Annotated in this window: 17 protein-coding genes and 4 tRNA genes; all 21 read left to right on the top strand. The window is 49.4% G+C overall.

Going from position 1 to position 18654, the window contains the following annotated elements; all coding sequences use genetic code 11:
- The first annotated feature begins 2 nt into the window (after positions 1-2).
- Complete coding sequence (locus IEW74_RS00760) at positions 3-1442, top strand: NAD(P)H-hydrate dehydratase (protein ID WP_229734188.1); 1440 nt, start codon at positions 3-5, stop codon at positions 1440-1442.
- A 95-nt stretch (positions 1443-1537) separates the two neighbouring features.
- Positions 1538-1622 (top strand) — tRNA-Leu (locus IEW74_RS00765).
- Positions 1623-1707: 85 nt separating this feature from the next.
- The gene (gene tig, locus IEW74_RS00770) at positions 1708-3129 is read left to right on the top strand and encodes a trigger factor (RefSeq protein WP_188660027.1); all 1422 of its coding nucleotides are present in this window, start codon (positions 1708-1710) and stop codon (positions 3127-3129) included.
- A gap of 119 nt (positions 3130-3248) precedes the next feature.
- Positions 3249-3881, top strand: a complete 633-nt coding sequence (gene clpP / locus IEW74_RS00775; RefSeq protein WP_188660032.1) for an ATP-dependent Clp endopeptidase proteolytic subunit ClpP — start codon at positions 3249-3251, stop codon at positions 3879-3881.
- A 221-nt stretch (positions 3882-4102) separates the two neighbouring features.
- Positions 4103-5368, top strand: coding sequence for an ATP-dependent Clp protease ATP-binding subunit ClpX (gene clpX, locus IEW74_RS00780; RefSeq protein ID WP_188660035.1), 1266 nt, complete (start codon positions 4103-4105; stop codon positions 5366-5368).
- 154 nt (positions 5369-5522) lie between these two features.
- A complete protein-coding gene (lon, locus tag IEW74_RS00785; RefSeq protein WP_188660038.1) occupies positions 5523-7934 on the top strand; it encodes an endopeptidase La in 2412 nt (803 codons plus the stop codon).
- A 287-nt stretch (positions 7935-8221) separates the two neighbouring features.
- A complete protein-coding gene (gene hbs / locus IEW74_RS00790) occupies positions 8222-8494 on the top strand; it encodes a non-specific DNA-binding protein Hbs (RefSeq protein WP_069185710.1) in 273 nt (90 codons plus the stop codon).
- A gap of 136 nt (positions 8495-8630) precedes the next feature.
- Positions 8631-8707 (top strand) — tRNA-Val (locus tag IEW74_RS00795).
- Between the two features lie 30 nt (positions 8708-8737).
- A tRNA-Val gene (locus IEW74_RS00800) sits at positions 8738-8814 on the top strand.
- Positions 8815-9157: 343 nt separating this feature from the next.
- A tRNA-Asp gene (locus IEW74_RS00805) sits at positions 9158-9234 on the top strand.
- A gap of 255 nt (positions 9235-9489) precedes the next feature.
- A complete protein-coding gene (locus IEW74_RS00810; protein WP_188660041.1) occupies positions 9490-9855 on the top strand; it encodes an NADH-quinone oxidoreductase subunit A in 366 nt (121 codons plus the stop codon).
- Positions 9846-10400, top strand: coding sequence for a NuoB/complex I 20 kDa subunit family protein (locus IEW74_RS00815; protein WP_188660045.1), 555 nt, complete (start codon positions 9846-9848; stop codon positions 10398-10400). The genes IEW74_RS00810 and IEW74_RS00815 overlap by 10 nt, the downstream gene beginning before the upstream one ends.
- An 18-nt stretch (positions 10401-10418) precedes the next feature.
- Entirely contained in the window at positions 10419-11027 is a 609-nt protein-coding gene (locus IEW74_RS00820) for an NADH-quinone oxidoreductase subunit C (protein ID WP_188660048.1), read from the top strand.
- Positions 11027-12217 (top strand): NADH-quinone oxidoreductase subunit D, encoded by a 1191-nt coding sequence (locus IEW74_RS00825; protein ID WP_188660051.1) that lies wholly within the window; start codon positions 11027-11029, stop codon positions 12215-12217. The genes IEW74_RS00820 and IEW74_RS00825 overlap by 1 nt, the downstream gene beginning before the upstream one ends.
- Positions 12214-12807 (top strand): NADH-quinone oxidoreductase subunit NuoE, encoded by a 594-nt coding sequence (gene nuoE, locus IEW74_RS00830; protein WP_188660054.1) that lies wholly within the window; start codon positions 12214-12216, stop codon positions 12805-12807. The genes IEW74_RS00825 and nuoE overlap by 4 nt, the downstream gene beginning before the upstream one ends.
- Complete coding sequence (nuoF, locus tag IEW74_RS00835) at positions 12807-14090, top strand: NADH-quinone oxidoreductase subunit NuoF (protein WP_188660057.1); 1284 nt, start codon at positions 12807-12809, stop codon at positions 14088-14090. The genes nuoE and nuoF overlap by 1 nt, the downstream gene beginning before the upstream one ends.
- 11 nt (positions 14091-14101) lie before the next feature.
- Positions 14102-16150 (top strand): NADH-quinone oxidoreductase subunit NuoG, encoded by a 2049-nt coding sequence (gene nuoG, locus IEW74_RS00840; RefSeq protein WP_188660060.1) that lies wholly within the window; start codon positions 14102-14104, stop codon positions 16148-16150.
- Positions 16143-17150, top strand: coding sequence for an NADH-quinone oxidoreductase subunit NuoH (gene nuoH / locus IEW74_RS00845; RefSeq protein ID WP_188660063.1), 1008 nt, complete (start codon positions 16143-16145; stop codon positions 17148-17150). The genes nuoG and nuoH overlap by 8 nt, the downstream gene beginning before the upstream one ends.
- Positions 17151-17163: 13 nt before the next feature.
- Complete coding sequence (gene nuoI, locus IEW74_RS00850; protein ID WP_188660065.1) at positions 17164-17652, top strand: NADH-quinone oxidoreductase subunit NuoI; 489 nt, start codon at positions 17164-17166, stop codon at positions 17650-17652.
- A 75-nt stretch (positions 17653-17727) separates the two neighbouring features.
- The gene (locus IEW74_RS00855; protein ID WP_188660068.1) at positions 17728-18342 is read left to right on the top strand and encodes an NADH-quinone oxidoreductase subunit J; all 615 of its coding nucleotides are present in this window, start codon (positions 17728-17730) and stop codon (positions 18340-18342) included.
- On the top strand, positions 18342-18653 hold the full coding sequence (nuoK, locus tag IEW74_RS00860; RefSeq protein WP_188660071.1) for an NADH-quinone oxidoreductase subunit NuoK: 312 nt from the start codon (positions 18342-18344) through the stop codon (positions 18651-18653). Before IEW74_RS00855 ends, nuoK begins: the two co-directional genes overlap by 1 nt.
- Position 18654 lies beyond the last annotated feature (1 nt).

Raw genomic sequence — 18654 nt, forward strand, 5'->3', positions numbered from 1 at the left:
CGATGGCAAAAAACACAAAAAACCATCTTCTCAGTGTCGCACAAATGTATGAGGCAGACCAACGCACTATAGAAAGCGGTATCTCCGGGATACGGCTTATGGAAGCTGCCGGAAGCGCGATTGCACGTGAGATTACAACCCGCTGGTCCCCACGCAAAACGGTTATCCTGTGTGGACCGGGAAATAACGGGGGCGATGGTTTTGTCGTTGCCCGCCTTTTGCATAACAAAGGGTGGTATGTGCGTATTTTACTTTTGGGGGAACGTGACAACCTGAAAGGGGATGCAAAAACCAATGCGGACCGTTGGCCGTTTGAAACACAACCTTTCTCTCCGGACGGGATCAAAGACGCGGACCTGATTGTTGATGCCGTTTTTGGCGCAGGCTTGGTGCGTGATGTGGATGGCATTGTTGCCCTGACATTAAAGGCTGCCCAACAACAAAACGTTCCGATCATTGCTGTCGATATGCCCAGCGGTGTTGATGGCGATAGCGGACAAATTTTAGGGATGGCAATACAGGCAGACATCACCGTCACATTTTGCCGGGCCAAAACCGGGCATTACCTTTTGCCCGGACGAACACTGTGTGGTGATGTGATCGTTGCAGATATTGGAATCCAGGATCCTATCATTGAACAAATTGCCCCAGAAAACACGAAAAACGCACCTGCTCATTTATTCCCTTGGCCCAAAACTGAAGGGCATAAATTTGATCGCGGACATGGTGTCATTGTCGGTGGGCAGCAAATGACCGGGGCAACCCGGTTGGCTGCCCTTTGTGCGCGACGGGTTGGGGCTGGTTTGATTACCATTGCCGCGCGCGGCACTGCCTACATGGTCTATCGCACATGTGAACCCGGAAATTTAGTTTCCAATGATAACTTAAACGAGATTCTCGCCGATCCACGCAAAAACACCGTTTTGATTGGTCCCGGCCTCGGTATCGGGGAAGGGCGAAAGGCCTTGGTTAAGGATCTTCTTAACACCGATAAAAATCTTATTTTGGATGCCGATGCCCTGACCATGCTCGCGGGGCATAATTGGCAAAACAGGGCAGGGGAAACCTTGCTTACCCCGCATGAAGGTGAATTTAAACGGCTATTCCCAGATATTACGGGATCCAAACTGGAACGCGCCCGCCAAGCCGCACATCAGTCCAAAGCAACGGTTTTATTAAAAGGTCCAGATACGGTCATTGCCGCCCCGGATGGTCGTTGCACCATCAATACGACAGGTACACCGTGGCTGGCCACCGCAGGAAGCGGTGATTCTTTGGCCGGTATTTGTCTTGGACTGATCTGTCAGGGGCTCAATTCATACGATGGCGCCTGTTTAGGGACATGGCTGCACGGAAAATGTGCTGAAACAGGCGGTGTAGGCCTGATTTCCGAGGATATAAGCACACTTTTGCCCGAAGTTTTGAAAACATTGCAAAAATAAGTATTCTTATTGTTGACTTGCCAAGCGGAATGTATAGAGTGTGCCCGCAATTGGATTCGAGCGCTTGGCGCTATTGAGTGCGATTTTTGGACAATGCGGGTGTGGTGAAATTGGTAGACACGCCAGATTTAGGTTCTGGTGGCGCAAGCCGTGGGGGTTCAAGTCCCTCCACCCGCACCAAAGATATCAAGCTCAGAGACAGGCTGCCGCACCGAGTTCAGAAACAAACGAATTCGTAAACCCAATCCTTATAGAGATTTCCCATATGCAGGTTACTGAAACCAAGGCCGAAGGCCTCAATCGAGAATACACCGTTGTTGTTGCTGCTTCCGACATTGAAACTAAAGTAACAACTCGCCTCGGTGAGATTTCCAAAACTGTTAAAATTCCGGGTTTCCGCCCCGGTAAAGTTCCTTCCAAAATCTTGCGCCAGAAATACGGCCAGTCCGTAATGGGCGAAGTACTGGAAGGCGCGGTTAACGAAGCTTCTGCCAAAACACTGGAAGAAAATGAACTTCGTCCGGCGGCACAGCCCAAGATCGAAATCACCAAATTTGAAGAAGGTGCCGATCTGGAATTCACTATGGCTGTTGAACTGTTCCCTGAGTTCGATCTCATGGACTTCAAAAAAGTCAAGCTTGAGCGTCTGGTCGTTCCTGTCAAAGACGAAGAAATCGACGAAACACTGCAACGTATTGCAGATGCCAACAAAGATTCTGAACCGGCGAAGTCCAAAGCCAAGAAAATTGCCAATGGCAATATCGCAGTTATCGATTTTGTCGGCAGCATCGATGGTGTTGAATTTGACGGCGGCAAAGGCGAAAACTACAGCCTCGAAATTGGTTCCAACACATTCATCCCCGGCTTCGAAGACCAACTGATTGGTTTAAAAGTCGATGACGAAAAAGACGTGGAAGTGAAGTTCCCGGAAGAATACGGCGCTGAAAACCTTGCAGGTAAAGACGCTGTCTTCAAATGTAAAATCAACGAAATCCGTACCGTTGTTCCGGCTGAGATCAATGACGATCTGGCCAAGAAAATCGGTATGGAATCTTTGGATGCTTTGAAAGAAGCGATTCGTGAAGAACGTTCCAAAGAATTCGAACAAATGACACGCCAGCACGTTAAAAAACATTTGCTTGATGCGCTCGACGAAGCACATTCGTTTGAACTGCCGGCTTCACTGGTTGAAGGCGAAACCAACCAAATCTGGTCGCAATTCGAAGAAACACGTAAAAACAACCCGGATCAAATTGACGCAGAAGACAAAGATAAGTCTGATGACGAACTGAAGGCCGATTACGCGAAAATTGCAGAACGCCGCGTTCGTCTTGGTTTGGTCTTGGCCGAAGTTGGCCGTGTCAACAAACTGGAACTGTCCCCGGAAGATCTGAATGGCGCCATCCTCAACGAAGCACGTCGTTATCCGGGTCAAGAACAGGCTGTTTTCGAATATTTCAAAAACAACCCGCAAGCCATCGAATCTCTGCGCGCACCGCTCTTTGAAGAAAAAGTCGTCGACTTCATTCTTGAATTGGCTGATGTGAAGGACAAAGAAGTCACGGCTGAAGACCTTCTGAACTCCTTGAACGCGGAAGAAGAAGAAAAAGCAGAACCAAAAAAGAAAGCACCGGCCAAGAAAAAGGCTGCGGCTAAGAAAAAAGAAGCTGAAGAAGACCAAGAATAAGCTTTTTGGCACTTTTCTGATGTTCCCCCTTGCGGGAATTGAAAAGGCTTCGTAATTTAAACCCACCTTGCAAAATGCAAGGTGGGTTTTTTTAATGCAATTCAAGGAACGAATTTATAATGCACGATCCTCTTAGCGTCATGAGCAATCTGGTCCCCATGGTCGTCGAAACGACAAATCGCGGGGAACGCGCCTACGACATCTATTCCCGTCTGTTAAAAGAACGTATCATCTTCATAACAGGGCAGGTAGAAGACCATATGGCGAGTCTGATCTGCGCACAGCTGTTGTTCCTGGAATCGGAAAACCCGGACAAAGACATTGCCATGTACATCAACTCCCCCGGTGGCGTTGTGACAAGTGGACTGTCCATCTATGACACCATGCAATATATCCGCCCGGACGTTTCCACCGTTTGCTTGGGACAAGCTTGCTCTATGGGTTCGCTTTTATTGGCCGCTGGTGCTGCTGGTAAGCGTTACGCCTTGCCAAACTCCCGCATTATGGTTCACCAGCCTTCCGGCGGTGCACAAGGCCAGGCAACCGATATTGAGATTCAAGCGCGTGAGATTCTGGCCCTTAAACGGCGCCTGAACGAAATTTACGTTCATCACACCGGGCAAAAACTCGAAGAAATCGAAAAAGCACTGGAACGTGACCGTTTCATGCAGCCCGAAGAAGCAAAATCTTTTGGTCTAATTGATCAGGTGGTCTCATCACGCCCGAAAGGCGAAAGCGATTCTGAAGATTAATTCGATATTTTCCCGTCAATTGCACCACGCCCGCTTGATTAGCGGGCGTTTTGCTTTTTTGTAATTTCAACAAAAGGCCTGTTCACGCACAAAGGTAAACAGATCGGCTGAAATTAACAAAAAGGTCATTTTAGGCATTGTAGTCCGAACTAAAGTCGGGCTAAGCTAGGGAAAGAGAAAAAACCAAGGTGGCGACCAATCGCCAAGAATACGGAGAAAACATGACTAAGTCTTCCGGTGACGACTCAAAAAACACGTTATACTGCTCCTTCTGTGGCAAAAGCCAACATGAAGTCCGCAAGCTGATCGCCGGGCCTACCGTCTTCATTTGTGACGAATGCGTTGAACTCTGCATGGATATTATCCGTGAAGAAAATAAAACCGGATTGTCCAAATCGGAAGAAGGCGTTCCTTCCCCGCAAGAAATTTTTGATGTTCTTGAAGATTATGTAATCGGTCAGGCCCATGCAAAGCGTGTGCTTTCCGTTGCGGTCCATAACCATTACAAGCGACTAAACCATATTGGTAAAACCGGTGAGGTGGAATTGGCGAAATCCAATATCCTGCTGGTTGGCCCAACAGGTTGCGGTAAGACTTTATTGGCGCAGACGCTCGCACGCATACTGGATGTTCCCTTTACAATGGCGGATGCAACCACATTGACCGAAGCCGGTTATGTGGGGGAAGATGTGGAAAATATCATTCTCAAACTCCTGCAAGCTGCTGACTACAATGTGGAACGCGCCCAACGCGGCATTGTTTATATCGATGAAGTCGATAAAATTTCCCGAAAAAGCGACAATCCATCCATTACGCGCGATGTATCGGGTGAGGGTGTCCAGCAGGCTTTGCTGAAAATTATGGAAGGCACGGTTGCCTCCGTCCCACCACAAGGCGGGCGTAAACATCCACAACAGGAATTTCTGCAAGTGGATACCACAAATATTCTGTTTATCTGCGGCGGTGCTTTTGCCGGGATTGACAAGATTATTTCACAACGTGGGCGCGATACCTCCATCGGTTTTGGGGCGGATGTGCGCAGCGAAGATGAACGCAGCACAGGTAAAATCCTGCATGAAATGGAACCTGAAGATCTGTTGAAATTTGGGCTGATCCCTGAATTTGTCGGTCGACTGCCCGTTCTGGCAACGCTTGAAGATTTGGATAACGAAACGCTGGTTCGTATTTTGACAGAACCCAAAAATGCGCTTGTTAAACAATATCAACGCCTGTTCGAAATGGAAGAGGCCGATCTATCCTTTACCGAAGGGGCCTTGGAAGCAATTGCTCAAAAAGCGATTCTCCGTAAAACAGGGGCCCGTGGTTTGCGCTCGATCATGGAAGGGATTCTCCTTGATACCATGTTCGAATTGCCCAGTCAGGAAAATGTAGAAGAAGTCGTGGTCAATAGCGAAGCGGTTGAAGGTGATGCTCCACCGCTGTTGATTTACGCTGATAAAAAAGAAGAAGCTGAGACAAGTGCTTAAAATAGCCCTGTCACAGTAAAAAAAATCAATTTTTTAGCTCCCTTGAAGTTTTCTTCTTGGGAGCTAAATTCTTTATGGTCTAATATGAATGTAACAAGCGATTGCCGATCGTACGGGATCGCAAACTGAACAGACAGTTTTGAAAAAGGGTCATATGTTCGAAAATACATCTGACGGCACTTATCCCGTCCTGCCACTTCGTGACATTGTTGTCTTCCCGCACATGATCGTGCCGCTATTTGTAGGGCGCGAAAAATCAGTACGCGCCTTGGAAGATGTTATGAAGGAAGATAAGCAAATCCTCCTCGTCGCTCAGAAAAACGCAACGGACGACGATCCGCGCGCGGATGACATTTACGAGGTGGGTACAGTTTCCACCGTTCTGCAACTTCTCAAATTACCCGATGGTACCGTCAAGGTTCTGGTTGAAGGTGGCAGACGCGCACGTATTGACGAATATACACAGACAGACGATTTCTTTCAGGCCCGCGTGAGCGAAGTCGAAGAAGACGAAGGCATCCCGGAAGAGGTTGAAGCCTTGGGTCGTTCTGTCGTTACTCAATTTGAGCAATACGTCAATCTGAACAAAAAAGTGCCGCCGGAAGTTATGGTTTCCATCAACCAGATCGAAGGTTCCGGCAAACTGGCGGACACGGTTGCCTCTCATCTGGCATTGAAAATTTCTGAAAAACAAGAACTCCTTGAGATGCCAGCGGTTGTCGATCGTTTGGAACGGGTCTTTTCCTTCATGGAAACCGAAATCGGCGTTCTGCAAGTCGAGAAGAAAATCCGTAACCGTGTCAAACGCCAAATGGAAAAATCCCAACGCGAATACTATTTGAATGAGCAATTAAAAGCCATTCAGAATGAATTGGGCGAAGGCGATGAAGGCAAGGATGAAAGTTCTGAATTTGAAGAAAAAATCAAGAAAACCAAATTAACGAAAGAAGCCCGCGACAAGGCAATGGGCGAGTTAAAGAAACTCAAATCCATGAGTCCTATGTCGGCAGAAGCAACCGTTGTGCGTAATTATCTGGACTGGATGCTGTCTATTCCGTGGAAAAAACGTTCAAAAATCAAAAATGATCTCGAACTTGCCGAAAAGATTTTGGATGAAGATCACTATGGCCTTGAAAAAGTCAAAGAACGCATTCTGGAATATTTGGCTGTCCAACAACGTACCAAGAAAATGAAAGGTCCGATCATGTGTTTGGTCGGTCCTCCCGGTGTCGGTAAAACCTCCCTTGGCAAATCCATCGCGCGCGCAACCGGGCGAAAATACGTACGCATGGCCCTTGGCGGTGTGCGTGACGAGTCTGAAATTCGGGGACACCGCCGGACTTATATCGGGTCCATGCCGGGTAAAATCGTTCAAGGGATGAAAAAAGCCAAAGCATCCAACCCGCTTTTCCTGCTTGATGAGATTGAAAAAATGGGCAACGACTTCCGGGGCGACCCGGCATCCGCCCTGTTGGAGGTTCTGGACCCGGAACAAAACAGCAAGTTTCAGGATCACTATATGGAAGTGGACTATGATTTGTCTGATGTCATGTTCGTGACAACAGCAAACTCATTGAACATGCCGCAACCGCTTTTGGATCGTATGGAGATTTTGCGTTTATCTGGTTATACAGAAGACGAAAAGGTCGAAATTGCCAAACGTCACCTGATTACAAAACAAATGAAGGCCGCAGGTTTAAAAGATGAGGAATGGTCTATTTCCGAATCAGCAATCCGTGATTTAATCCGTTATTATACCCGCGAAGCCGGTGTACGGAATTTAGAACGCGAAATCGCTATGCTTTGCCGCAAAGCAACCCGTGATATTCTATTAAAGAAAGCGGATAAAGTTGCATTAACAACCCGCAATCTTGAAAAATACGCCGGTATCAAAAAATTCCGCTATGGCGAAGTCGAAGAACAAGACCTTGTCGGTGTGGTTACCGGACTTGCATGGACCGAAGTCGGTGGTGAGATTTTATCGATCGAAGCCGTTGTGACACCGGGTAAAGGGGCGGCCCTCTTTACCGGGAAGCTTGGCGATGTGATGAAAGAATCTATTCAGGCCGCGACAACATATGTTCAGTCGCGCTGCCTGACTTTCGGGATTGAGCCAACGGTTTTTCGCAAAAAAGACATCCACGTGCACGTGCCGGAAGGTGCCACCCCGAAGGATGGTCCCAGTGCAGGTGTCGGCATGGTCACATCTGTGGTCTCCGCCTTAACCGGGATTGCCGTTCGCAAAGATGTCGCCATGACGGGCGAGGTGACTTTGCGGGGTCGCGTTCTTCCCATTGGCGGATTAAAAGAAAAACTTTTGGCGGCACACCGGGCTGGTATTAAATTGGTCCTCATTCCTAAAGATAATGAAAAAGACCTTAAGGAAATCCCGGATAATGTAAAACGGGGCCTTGAGATCGTGCCGGTCCAATGGGTCGATGAAGTTCTTGAAAAAGCCCTTGTCGCACCCTTGGTGCCCATCGAATGGGATGAAGAAAAAGAGAATCAAGCCGAAATTGCAGCGGCAAAACAGGATGAAGATGCCAATGGCGTTGTAACTCACTGAAATTCTAACTATGATTCTTAAAGAGAAGCCGCCTGAAAAGGGCGGCTTCTTTGCGTTTGGACGGGAAATTCAACCCCAGCATGATGGATTAGCCTCCTGGTTGTGCCCCCTAGGCAACATCCTGCATTGCAACAACGCAAAAAAGTGAAAAAACTGCGATTTTCTGCGCATCTCCGATTGACTGTAGGAATATGCGTCAGTAAACTTTGCCCGTCTTCGACAATTGGATGGAAACATCTAAGAGTCTTCGCTTTTTAAATAATAACCAACTTTTATAGGGGGCCCAGGTGAACAAGAACGATCTTGTGGCTGCAGTTGCTTCTGGCACCGGTCTGTCAAAGGCTGATGCATCAAAAGCAGTTGACGGCGTTTTCGGCGCTATCACTGATGCACTAAAATCTGGCGATGAAGTTCGCCTCGTAGGTTTCGGCACTTTCTCTGTTGCACAACGCGCAGCATCTGAAGGTCGCAACCCGCGTACAGGTGAAAAAATCCAGATTCCGGCTTCTAAGCAGCCGAAATTCAAGGCTGGTAAAGGCTTGAAAGACGCTGTGAACTAAGAATTTTTAGTTCTGGAATCCTGTAAAACCGGTTGTCTGTTGGCAGCCGGTTTTACTTTTTAAAAAACATGTCATTTTTTATAAAAATAACTGTTGCATCGCTAAAAAATTCGATTATAAACACGTCAACTTCTTGGGGCGACTAGCTCAGCTGGTTAGAGCACCTCGTTTACACCGAGGGGGTCGGGAGTTCGAATCTCTCGTCGCCCACCATCATCGCAAGATGAAAATATATACCTGAGAGGGCGACTAGCTCAGCTGGTTAGAGCACCTCGTTTACACCGAGGGGGTCGGGAGTTCGAATCTCTCGTCGCCCACCACTCAGGATACAAACCGCCAATCCGGCGGTTTTTTTGTGCCTTAAAAACAGCTTAAGCGGCTCTTGCGAACCATTCCTAAGGACTCGCATTTTATTCGACAAATGCTTAATCCCATCATTTCGGTGTCATTTCCCAACGATATTTAAAAAATAATTTTCCTAAAACCTTCATATAAAACAAATTTAAATATTAGGGTTTTCTTTTATAGTAACGGTATCAACGCTTTTCCCAACATCACGCATTTTTTGCAGGAAAGGACAATTGGTCACACCAAAAACCTACGTTTTCCATTTACTTGACAGTGGTTATGGCTTCATCTAAAACCCCAAATCACTGCGTATGCGGGGGTGTAGCTCAGTTGGTTAGAGCGTCGGCCTGTCACGCCGAAGGCCGCGGGTTCGAGTCCCGTCACTCTCGCCAGTTTATTATTGCCGGTTTGCCTTTTTATATTTGAGGTAACGGCGCAACGAGAACGCATATCTTGCGTTGAAGTAGAAAGGGGAGGTTCTTACTTTTCAAAATTTGCTTGTTGCGACGTTTGATCACCGGATTTCTCTTTAGAAATTTATTTGTTTGTTAAACGGCCTTGCACGGTTGCCCCCCTTTGAACGGGTTCCCATATGAGGGGACTTAGTTTAAAAGATCGGTCTGTCAAGGCATTAAAGGAACGCTACAATGGAAGCACTCCTGCAAGAATATATGCCGATTATCATTTTCCTCGTAATTGCCATCGGGCTTAGCGCGGTATGTATCGGCGGTTCCTATCTCGTGGTGCCACAGCGCCCGGATACGGAAAAGAACGCCGCCTTCGAATGCGGCTTTGCAGCCTTTGAAGATGCACGTACGAAATTCGACGTTCGTTTTTATCTGGTTGCCATCCTTTTCATCATCTTCGACCTTGAAGTCGCCTTTTTGTTCCCGTGGGCTATCTCGCTGGGATCGGTTGGCGTTTTCGGTTTCTGGTCCATGATGGTGTTCCTTGGTGTTCTCACCATCGGTTTCGTTTATGAATGGAAGAAAGGAGCTTTGGAATGGGAGTAAATTCCAAGCCCGGTTCTCAAGCTCTTGCCCCCATCCCGCAAGGGACGGAACAAGACGTACTTTTGAAAGCGGTAAGCGACGAAATCCAGGATCGTGGTTTCGTCGTTGCGCAATTGGACAAAGTGGTGAACTGGGCCCGTACCGGTTCGCTTTGGCCGTTGACTTTCGGTTTGGCCTGCTGTGCGGTTGAAATGATGCACGCCGGTATGTCACGTTATGACCTTGACCGTTTTGGTATGGTTTTCCGACCAAGCCCGCGTCAATCTGATGTGATCATCGTGGCCGGTACTTTGACCAACAAAATGGCTCCGGCGTTCCGGCGTGTTTATGACCAAATGGCAGAACCGCGTTACGTGGTTTCCATGGGGTCTTGTGCCAACGGTGGTGGTTACTACCACTATTCCTATTCTGTCGTGCGCGGTTGTGACCGCGTTGTTCCGGTCGATATTTATGTGCCGGGCTGTCCTCCAACCGCTGAAGCACTGCTGTACGGTCTTCTTCAATTACAGAAGAAAATCCGCCGTACTGGCACGCTGTTCCGTTAAGGGAAGGGGGTAAACGCTATGAGTGAAGCCTTAAAAGAACTTGCCGAAATCATATCGGCAAAACTGGCACAGGAAATTACATCTACGGAAATTCAAAACGGCGAGTTGATCCTCAACGCACGCCGTGATGCCGTTTGTAAGGTTCTGACTTTCTTGCGCGACGATGCAAACTGTCAATTCAAACTGTTGATGGATGTTTGCGGTGCGGATTATCCGGCACGTGATGAACGTTTTGATGTGGTCTACAACCTCCTTAGCATCAGATATAACCTGCGTGTGCGTGTTAAAGTCACCACGGATGAAGATACGGCTGTTCCCAGCGTAACGGATGTTTTCAGCGCCGCTGGCTGGTTTGAGCGTGAAACCTGGGATTTGTTTGGCATTTATTTTGACGGACACCCGGACTTACGCCGCATTATGACCGATTACGGTTTTGAAGGTCATCCATTGCGCAAAGATTTCCCTCTCACAGGGTATGTCGAATTGCGCTATGACGACGAACAGAAACGTGTTGTCTATGAACCGGTTAAATTGACACAGGATTTCCGCAGCTTCGACTTCCTGTCACCGTGGGAAGGCATGCAAGGCCAACTGCCGGGTGATGAAAAAGCGGAGGGCAATGCCTAATGTCAAACAATCAGATCAAAAACTATAACCTGAACTTCGGTCCGCAACACCCTGCGGCTCACGGGGTGTTGCGTCTTGTTCTCGAACTGGACGGCGAGGTTATTGACCGCGCAGATCCGCATATCGGTCTTTTGCACCGGGGTACGGAAAAGCTACTCGAAAATAAAATCTATATTCAGGGCACGCCGTATTTCGATCGTCTTGATTACGTTGCGCCGCAAAACCAGGAACATGCGTTCTGTCTGGCGATTGAAAAGCTGACCGGTATGGAAGTGCCCAAACGTGCACAATATATCCGCGTTCTTTATGCTGAAATCGGTCGTATCCAGAACCACCTGATGAACATCTGTTCCTACGCGATGGACGTTGGTGCGATGACCCCGTTCCTGTGGGGCTTCGAAGAACGTGAAATTCTTTATGAATTCTGCGAACGCGCCTGTGGTGCCCGTATGCACATGAACTACTTCCGTCCCGGCGGTGTCGCACAAGACATTCCGGCTGGCCTGACGGATGACGTTCGGGCATGGGCGGATCGTTTCCCGCAAGTCGTTAAAGATATTGAGACACTGTTGACGGAAAACCGTATTTTCCGCCAGCGTACGGTTGATATCGGCGAGATTTCGCTGGAAGATGCACAGGACTGGGCTTTTTCCGGCCCGAACCTGCGCGGCTGTGGTGTTCCGTGGGACTTGCGTAAAAGCCAGCCTTACGATTCTTATGAAGAATTTGATTTCGACATTCCGGTCGGCAAAGGTAAAAACGACTGTTTTGCCCGTTACTACCTGCGCATGCTGGAAATGTACGAAACCTGCAAAATCATCAAGCAAGCCTGTGACAAACTGGATGCTTGTGTCGGTGAACCGATCAAATGCACAGACAATAAATTCACACCGCCCAAACGTGCGGAAATGAAAACGTCTATGGAAGCGTTGATCCACCACTTCAAACTGTTCACCGAAGGCTTCAAGGTGCCTGCGGGCGAGACATACTGCGCGGTTGAAGCACCGAAAGGCGAGTTTGCCGTTTATCTCGTTTCTGATGGAACCAACAAACCTTATCGTTGCCACATTCGCGCACCGGGGTTTGCTCACCTTCAGGCTATGGATTTCCTTTCCAAAGGGCACATGCTGGCCGATATTACGGCTAACATCGGTTCTCTGGATATCGTTTTCGGTGAGATTGATCGATGAGTAATATGAATATTCAACAACCGGACAGTTTCGAGTTTACGCCGGAAAATCTGGAACTTGCCAAGCAACACATTGCTAAGTATCCGGAAGGTAAACAACAAAGCGCCTGTATGCCGCTGCTGGATCTGGCACAACGCCAGTACGGCTGGTTGCCGACTGCCGCAATGGATGTCGTTGCCGACATGCTGGGCATGGCACCGGTGCGGGTTTATGAGGTTGCAACCTTTTACACCATGTTCAACAAAGAACCTGTCGGGAAACATCATGTACAGGTTTGCACCAACATTTCATGCTGGCTGCGTGGGTCTGACGATATCGTCAAGGCCATTCAGGAAACAGCAGAAATCCAGACAGGTGAAACATCGGTCGATGGCCTGATCACACTGGCTGAAGTGGAATGTCTGGGGGCCTGTTCGAACGCACCGATGATGCAAATCAACGACGACTATTACGAAGACCTGACAGGTGAAGATGCCGCCCGGATCATTAATGATCTGCGTTCCGGCAAAACACCGAAGCCGGGCCCGCAAAATGGTCGTAACGGGGCTGCACCGCTTGGTGAGCCGACCAGCTTGACGGGAGATGCTTAATGCTTAGTGATAAGGATCGCATTTTCACGAATATCTATGGCCTGAAAGACAAAAGTCTTAAAGGCGCGCAATCCCGCGGTTGCTGGGACGGCACAAAAGGTATTCTTGAAAAAGGAAAAGACTGGATCATCGACGAAATGAAGGCTTCCGGTCTTCGTGGGCGCGGTGGCGCAGGCTTTTCAACTGGTATTAAATGGAGCTTCATGCCGAAAGAAGTCGGTGATCGCCCGCATTATCTGGTGATCAACGCCGACGAAGGTGAGCCCGGTACCTGTAAAGACCGCGAGATCATGCGTAATGATCCGCACACTTTGATCGAAGGGGCTTTGATCGCTTCCTTCGCTATGCAGGCACATGCTTGTTATATCTACATTCGTGGTGAATTTGTCCGTGAAGCAGAAGCTTTGCAGGCCGCAATCGACGAATGTTATGAAAACAAACTGATCGGTAAGAACAACGTTCACGGATGGGATTTCGATTTCTACGTACATCGCGGTGCCGGTGCTTACGTTTGCGGTGAAGAAACCGCCCTGATCGAAAGCCTGGAAGGTAAAAAAGGTCAACCGCGCCTGAAACCGCCGTTCCCGGCAGGTTCCGGTCTTTATGGTTGTCCGACGACTGTAAACAACGTTGAATCTATCGCGGTTGCCCCGGAAATCCTGCGACGCGGCGCGTCCTGGTTTGCCGGCATTGGTCGCCCCAACAACTCCGGTACCAAGCTTTACGGTATTTCCGGTCATGTTGAACGCCCCTGTGTTGTTGAAGATGCAATGGGGATTACCCTGCGTGAACTTCTGGAAAAACACTGTGGTGGCGTCATCGGCGGTTGGGACAATCTGATGGCTGTTATTCCGGGTGGGTCCTCCGTTCCGGTCATGAACAAGGAACAATGTGATAACGCAATCATGGATTTCGATGGTCTGCGCGAACATGGTTCCGGTCTGGGGACAGCAGCTGTCATCGTGATGAAGAAAGACACTGACGTGATCAAGGCGATTACCCGTTTATCTGACTTCTATCATCACGAAAGCTGCGGTCAGTGTACACCGTGTCGTGAAGGTACCGGCTGGATGCAGCGTATGATGCACCGCATGGTCATTGGCAATGCCACAGTGGAAGAAATTGATTTGCTCGAAGCTGTCACACGACAGGTTGAAGGCAACACGATTTGTGCCCTCGGCGATGCCGCTGCCTGGCCGATCCAAGGTCTTATCAAGCATTTCCGTCCGGAAATGGAAGCTCGTATTGCTGCCTATCAGGCAGCAAAGAACGCAGCAGCTTAGGAGATTAATGAATGCCCAAGCTGACAATTAACGGTAACGAAATCGAAGTCGAAAACGGTTTGAGCGTGCTGCAAGCATGTGAACAAGCCGGTATCGAAGTTCCGCGTTTCTGTTACCACGAGCGTCTCTCCATTGCAGGTAACTGTCGTATGTGCCTGGTTGAAATGGAAAAAGCGCCGAAACTAATTGCCTCCTGCGCGATGCCGGCAGGCGAGGGGATGGTCATCAACACCGATAACGAACGTGTCAAAAAAGCACGTGAAGGTGTGATGGAATTCCTGTTGATCAACCACCCGCTTGACTGTCCGATCTGTGATCAGGGCGGTGAATGCGACCTGCAGGATCAGGCGATGGCTTACGGCGGCGATAAAGGCCGCTACACAGAAGCCAAGCGTGCGGTGCCGGATAAAGACTTCGGTCCGATTATCCGTCCCTTTATGACCCGTTGCATTCACTGCACACGTTGCGTGCGTTTCACCGAGGAAGTCGCCGGTACATCCGATATGTGCGGCACCTACCGTGGTGACTACACCGAAATCGGAACGTATGTAGAAAAAGCAATTGAAACGGAATTGGCCGGTAACCTTGTTGACCTGTGCCCGGTTGGGGCCTTGACCAGCAAGCCTTACTCTTACACCGCCCGTCCGTGGGAATTGAAGAAAACCGAAAGTATCGACGTGTTCGACGCTGTTGGGACAAACATCCGACTGGATGCCCGCAGCAACGAGGTTCTGCGCGTTCTGCCGCGCTTGAACGAGGACGTCAACGAAGAATGGCTGGCTGATAAAGGCCGTTACGCCATTGACGGTTTGACCAAACAACGCCTTGATCGTCCGTATGTACGCAAAGACGGTAAGCTTCAGCCCACGACATGGGAAGAAGCCTTTGCGGTTATCGCGGACAAATTAAACGGTCTGGATGGATCCAAGTTTGCTGCACTGGCCGGTGATATGGTTGATGCAGAAGCCATGTTCGCGCTGAAACTTCTGGCCGAATCATTGGGTTCTAAAAATATCGATTGTCGCCAAGATGGTGCGAAACTGGATGCAAGCGTTCGCGCAAGCTATCTGTTCAACACCACCATCGCCGGAATTGATGAGGCGGATGCCTGCCTGATTATCGGGTCCAACCCACGTTGGGAAGCACCGATTATCAATGCACGCCTTCGCAAACGTTACATCAATCACGGTTTCAAACCGGCCGTTGTTGGCCCGAATTTCGATCTGACATACAAAACAGATTATCTGGGTGACACAGCAGACGTTCTTCAAGCTATTCTGGACGGGTCCAACCCGTATGCGGAAACCTTGAAAAACGCATCCAAGCCGATGTTGATCCTTGGTCAAGGTGCACTGGCCCGCGAAGACGGCGCTGCAATCCTCGCCTTGGTTAAGGAAATTGCCGATAAATATGGCTTTGTCAGTGATGAGTGGAACGGCTTTAACGTTCTGCACACTGCAGCAGCCCGTGTTGGTGGTTTGGAAATGGGCTTTGTGCCTGCAGAAGGTGGATTGGATACCGCCGCAATCGTCAATGGCGGTGCGGAAGTCGTTTACCTGCTGGGTGCCGATGAAATCGACACAACGAAGCTTGGCAATTCTTTCGTCATCTATCAAGGTCACAACGGGGATGCTGGTGCACAATGCGCAGACGTTATCCTGCCGGGTTGTGCCTATACGGAAAAAGACGGGACTTACGTCAATACCGAAGGCCGCATGCAATATGGTTACAAGGCCGTCTTTGCACCGGGTGAGGCGAAAGAAGACTGGACGATCCTGCGAGCACTGTCCGAAGTCATCGGCAAAAAACTGCCGTTTGATAATCTGGTACAGCTTCGCGCCAAGCTGGTAGAAGTCAGCCCGACATTTGCAACCCCGGATGAAGTTCAGCCCGCAAAGTGGGAAAACTTCGGTGTCAAAGGCGATATCGCGGCAACACCGCTGACTTCACCCATTCATAACTATTACATGACGGACCCGGTCAGCCGCGTTTCCAAAACGATGGCAGAATGTACCGAGGCCCTGATCAACCCGAAACAAAGGACTGGTACAAATGGCTGAGTTCTGGGACGGTTATCTTTGGCCGACGGTCTGGACCGTTATTAAGGTTCTGGCCATCGTTCTTCCGCTGTTGGGTGGCGTTGCTTACCTGACATTGGCTGAACGTAAAGTCATTGGCTCCATGCACCTGCGTCGCGGTCCGAACGTTGTCGGCCTGTGGGGCTTGCTGCAACCGCTGGCCGATGGTCTGAAACTTTTCCTTAAGGAAATCGTTATTCCGACCGGCGCCAGCCGTGGCGTCTTCATCATCGCACCGATGTTGACCTTGATTTTGGCCCTGATTGCCTGGGCGGTTATTCCGTTCAGCGATACTTTGGTCCTGTCAAATATCAACGTGGGTGTCCTTTACCTGTTTGCGGTTTCCGGTCTGGGTGTCTACGGCATCCTCATGGCGGGTTGGGCTTCTAACTCCAAATACGCCTTCCTCGGTTCGCTTCGTTCAGCTGCGCAGATGGTCTCTTACGAAGTCTCTATGGGCTTCATTATCATCACCGTGTTGGTCTTCACCGGTTCTTTGAACCTGAATGACATTGTCGAAGCACAACGAGGCATGTGGTACATGTTCCCGCTGCTGCCGATGGCTGTTATCTTCTTTATCTCCGTTCTGGCGGAAACCAACCGTCACCCGTTTGACCTTCCTGAAGCGGAAGCCGAACTGGTCGGTGGGTATAACGTTGAATACGGCGGGATGGCATTTGCCCTGTTTTTCCTGGGTGAATACGCCAACATGATTATGATGGCCGGGTTCACTGCTGTTCTGTTCATGGGCGGTTGGTTGGCACCGTTCGGGATGGATTTCATCCCCGGTCCGATCTGGTTGATCCTGAAGGTCTGCTTCTTGCTGTTTATCTTCATCTGGGTTCGTGCGGCTTATCCGCGTTATCGTTACGACCAACTGATGCGTCTGGGCTGGAAAGTCTTCCTCCCGACTTCGTTGATCGGTGTCATCTTTTATGCCGGCGTTGCCTTCTATGGCGGTTTCGCACCGGGTATGCAGTAAGGAGAACTGAAAGATGAGTTTAATGTCTCGTACAGCTCGCGCGTTCTTCATGAAAGAACTGCTCGAAGGTCTGTGGATCACTTTTCGCTATATGTTTAAGCAGAAAGTGACGCTGAACTATCCGTTTGAAAAAGGTCCGTTATCACCGCGTTTTCGCGGGGAACACGCCCTTCGTCGTTACCCGAATGGTGAAGAACGCTGTATTGCCTGTAAATTGTGTGAAGCGATTTGCCCGGCACAAGCCATCACCATCGAAGTTGAACCGCGTGACGATGGCTCTCGTCGCACCACGCGTTACGACATCGACATGACAAAATGTATCTACTGTGGTTACTGTGAAGAAGCCTGTCCCGTAGATGCCATTGTCGAAGGTCCGAACTTCGAATTCGCCACCGAAACACGTGAAGAACTGATGTATAACAAACAGAAGCTTCTTTTGAACGGTGAGCGTTGGGAAACTGAACTTGCAGCCCGCATCTCCCTTGATGCGCCGTATCGCTAAGAAGGGGGTTGGGAAAAGAAATATGATTTTATTTGTAAATATCCTGAATAGCCGGAAAACCGGCCAGGGGGTCGCATGGTAGTACAAGCGCTCGCTTTCTATCTTTTCGCGGCGATGACCGTGGCAAGTGCCGTCATGGTTATCACTGCGAAAAACCCGGTTCACTCGGTTTTGTTCCTCGTTCTCGCCTTTTTCAATGTGGCCGGCCTGTTCGTCCTCTTGGGCGCTGAATTCCTCGCCATGTTGCTGGTTGTCGTTTATTGCGGCGCGGTCACGGTGTTGTTCCTCTTTGTGGTTATGATGCTCGACATCAACTTCGTGGAACTGCGCCAAGGCTTCTTGCAATACATGCCGTTGGGGGCAACGATCGGTATTATTCTGCTGGCTGAAATTGCCGTTGTTGCCGGGGGTTGGCATTTTGCGCCCGAAGCTGCAAAGGCGGCAGCAGCCCCCATACCGGCAATTGAAACCATGACCAACACACATGCGTTGGGTGCGATCATTTATACGGACTATGTCTATCTCTTCCAATCTGCCGGTTTGATCCTGCTGGTTGGGATGATCGGCGCAATCGTTCTGACACACCGCAAACGCGCAGGCGTTCGCCGTCAGGTTATTGCCGATCAGGTGAACGTTAATGTTGCTGATGTGGCCGAGTTCAAAAAGGTCGAAACTGGAAAGGGTGTATAATGTTTGAAATTGGTCTCGCACATTATCTCAGCCTTGCAGCTATCCTTTTCACACTTGGGGTACTTGGTATCTTCCTGAACCGGAAGAATATGATTGTTATCCTCATGTCCGTGGAATTGATCCTCTTGGCCGTGAACATCAACCTGGTTTCCTTCTCCTCATTCCTTGGGGATCTGGTTGGGCAGGTCTTCTCGATTTTCGTTCTGACTGTTGCTGCTGCCGAAGCTGCGATTGGTCTGGCGATCCTTGTAGTCTTCTTCCGTAACCGTGGTTCTATCGCGGTCGAAGATATCAACGCGATGAAAGGGTAGG

Source organism: Terasakiella brassicae (assembly GCF_014641495.1).
GTDB lineage: Bacteria > Pseudomonadota > Alphaproteobacteria > Rhodospirillales > Terasakiellaceae > Terasakiella > Terasakiella brassicae.

Bases quoted from the DNA above. Each gene is read 5' to 3' on its own strand.
- IEW74_RS00760 (WP_229734188.1), top strand. From the start codon at position 3: ATGGCAAAAAACACAAAAAACCATCTTCTCAGTGTCGCACAAATGTAT.
- tig (WP_188660027.1), top strand. From the start codon at position 1,708: ATGCAGGTTACTGAAACCAAGGCCGAAGGCCTCAATCGAGAATACACC.
- clpP (WP_188660032.1), top strand. From the start codon at position 3,249: ATGCACGATCCTCTTAGCGTCATGAGCAATCTGGTCCCCATGGTCGTC.
- clpX (WP_188660035.1), top strand. From the start codon at position 4,103: ATGACTAAGTCTTCCGGTGACGACTCAAAAAACACGTTATACTGCTCC.
- lon (WP_188660038.1), top strand. From the start codon at position 5,523: ATGTTCGAAAATACATCTGACGGCACTTATCCCGTCCTGCCACTTCGT.
- IEW74_RS00810 (WP_188660041.1), top strand. From the start codon at position 9,490: ATGGAAGCACTCCTGCAAGAATATATGCCGATTATCATTTTCCTCGTA.
- IEW74_RS00815 (WP_188660045.1), top strand. From the start codon at position 9,846: ATGGGAGTAAATTCCAAGCCCGGTTCTCAAGCTCTTGCCCCCATCCCG.
- IEW74_RS00820 (WP_188660048.1), top strand. From the start codon at position 10,419: ATGAGTGAAGCCTTAAAAGAACTTGCCGAAATCATATCGGCAAAACTG.
- IEW74_RS00825 (WP_188660051.1), top strand. From the start codon at position 11,027: ATGTCAAACAATCAGATCAAAAACTATAACCTGAACTTCGGTCCGCAA.
- nuoE (WP_188660054.1), top strand. From the start codon at position 12,214: ATGAGTAATATGAATATTCAACAACCGGACAGTTTCGAGTTTACGCCG.
- nuoF (WP_188660057.1), top strand. From the start codon at position 12,807: ATGCTTAGTGATAAGGATCGCATTTTCACGAATATCTATGGCCTGAAA.
- nuoG (WP_188660060.1), top strand. From the start codon at position 14,102: ATGCCCAAGCTGACAATTAACGGTAACGAAATCGAAGTCGAAAACGGT.
- nuoH (WP_188660063.1), top strand. From the start codon at position 16,143: ATGGCTGAGTTCTGGGACGGTTATCTTTGGCCGACGGTCTGGACCGTT.
- nuoI (WP_188660065.1), top strand. From the start codon at position 17,164: ATGAGTTTAATGTCTCGTACAGCTCGCGCGTTCTTCATGAAAGAACTG.
- IEW74_RS00855 (WP_188660068.1), top strand. From the start codon at position 17,728: ATGGTAGTACAAGCGCTCGCTTTCTATCTTTTCGCGGCGATGACCGTG.
- nuoK (WP_188660071.1), top strand. From the start codon at position 18,342: ATGTTTGAAATTGGTCTCGCACATTATCTCAGCCTTGCAGCTATCCTT.